Raw genomic sequence first — 2,321 nt, 5'->3', positions numbered from 1 at the left:
ATGAGGCATGTTCCGCGTCCTTGCAATACTGTGTTTACATACAGTCTATCGCTTAGCGGAAAGTTCTTTTACCCTCAGCCGAAATGCCTGCCGTTGCTAGACATTGCCAGCCAGTGCCCGTCACTCCCTGTCGTCTGGGCGTTCCTCTGGGCTAAACATCGACATGATCCGGCGCTTAATATCGCCGTCCTTGTTGACCAGCGTCTTGGTCACGAAGGCCGCGTATTCTTTGGCGTTGTCGTACCCTTTCCAGACCTCGTGGGGGTCAAGAGCGTAGGCGCAAACCCGCCCAGCGACTGGGATTCTGACCAAGGCGCGTTCTGTCTCAAGGTGGGGTTCTAGGGATTTTCCCCTCTAAAAAGACATAATCCTCTGTAGACCACACCAATAAATGGCTGCGGAGGTGGTTTACTTTCAGCTTGGAGCCTAATCATCCACTATCGGCCTTGTTATTTCGCCAATATTGGGCAATTTCCCAGTATTAGTGAAGTTATACGTTCCGCTTAAGTTGATATTTTGCCACGCAACGGGCGAAACAGCACGAGTGATACCCGCTTTCTCTTCATCTCCTCTCGCTTCAAAGTGTCCCAGAAGATGACTCAGTATCGCGGAGTTGAAGTAGATGATCGCGTTGGCAAGCAATCTTGCGCATTCATTCCAGATAGCGATTTCAGACTCGTTTTTGCCACGGAACTGATCACCATTCACCGACGCAATGGCTCGTCTAAGGAAGTGCCATGCTTCTCCCCGGTTCAGGGCACGTTGCACATACTGCCGCAAACTGGCATCGTCGATGTAGTCAAGTAAATATTGCGCTTTAACCAGTCGATTATACTCCGTCAGAGCCTGTAATATTGGGTGTCCAGAAGGGTAACCAGACAACTTTCTTACCAGCATTGCTTGTGTCGTCCGCTTTGTCTGAAGTGACAGAACAATACGCCTGATATCTTGCCATCCCGTTGTAATAACATTCGTTCTGATAGGCTTCTTTAGCGCCAGTATGGTGCTGCCTTGTTCACTTTCAGTCACATCAAACAGATCATTGATGACACTACTGAACTGCGCGTATCGCGGTGCAAAACTGTAACCGCATAGATCCAGTAAGGCGAAGTTAACATGATTGACACCGTGTGTATCTGTCGAGAGTACGTCAGGTTTGATTTCACTGCTGTTGGATTGTAACAGGTCATAAATATAGTGTGATTCGTGCTCGTTGGAACCGATGATCCGAGCATTGAGGGCGCTGTGGTTGGCCACCAGTGTCATGGCCGTGATCCCTTTGTTGGTGCCGAAATACTTAGAGGAGTACCGGGTTTTAAAGGTTTCCAGATGGGTTTCGAATTTCTGACCATCCGCACTGGCATGCAGCTGGTCCTCCTGAATATGGTAGTGGCGGAAGATGGGTAGCGCTGCAACCGCATTATTGATCACGTCGCTGGCGTCATGCAGCGTTTCAGGCCGGATATAGTTGGCCTGCACCGTACTCAGGTGTTCATAGCTTCGATCGGAGATCTGCGCCATGCCATACACACCACGGTGAGTGGCGTTGGCAATCAGAATGGCCAGTAAATCATCCTGATGAGTGAACCCTTGTTTTTGTATCGGAAGTACATGAGTCAGACATTTCATAAACCCGGTTTCGCGCTCTACATACCGCAGTACATCCGCGATACCGACCGGTTGCATTCGCTTAAAAAAGGGATTGTTGACCAGAGATGTAGCGCTTTTGGTCGGCAGACGCCAGCGGGTACCGGTACGATTTTTCATGATCACATTTCGATTGTCTCCCTCATCAATATGGAGAGCAACGTCTTTGAGTGCACTTTCCAGCCGGTGTTGTTTCTCCTGTAACAATAACTCTGCGGGCTGTTTTAGTCTGTCCAGTGTTGATGAGGCCAGCAAGGTATCCTGCGATGTCTGGGGGATCAGGTCGTCTTCCAGTGCGCGGTATTTGGTAACATTTGGCAAATAAATGCGTCCATTCAGTCGTGAGGTTAACTGCCGGTAGAGCAGCCATTCGTAACGTTGCGGGTTAACGTTATCCTGTTTAACCAACCATGGGAGGTGCTTTTTCGGGATGAGCGACGTATCCATCGTCTTCAGTGGTCCACCGAATGCGATTTCCGTCTGCATCTGTTGAAGTTGGGCGACGACGGCTTCTGAGCCTTTACCGGCCTCACATTCAAGGCACAAAAACACCTGCCTTAACAGTTGCTCCAGGAGATTGCATTGTTCATCGTAATGTTGCCACTGGTACTCTTCCACGGTCCGTTTCTGTTTTTTCAGGTAAAGGCAGAGGGTCTGGATATCCCTGTCATTCA

1 protein-coding gene is annotated in these 2,321 nt (G+C 49.5%); it reads right to left on the bottom strand.

Going from position 1 to position 2,321, the window contains the following annotated elements:
• Window positions 1-426: 426 nt before the first annotated feature.
• Window positions 427-2,321, bottom strand: a 1,895-nt coding sequence (locus KU855_RS18595; RefSeq protein WP_218532771.1) for a Tn3 family transposase, incomplete at its 5' end; no start/stop codon positions are given.

Origin of the sequence: Shewanella sp. NIFS-20-20 (assembly GCF_019209865.1) — a bacterium.
GTDB lineage: Bacteria > Pseudomonadota > Gammaproteobacteria > Enterobacterales > Shewanellaceae > Shewanella.
Note: the sequence above shows the minus strand (reverse complement) of the source record. Positions and strands in the feature narration are given on the sequence as shown.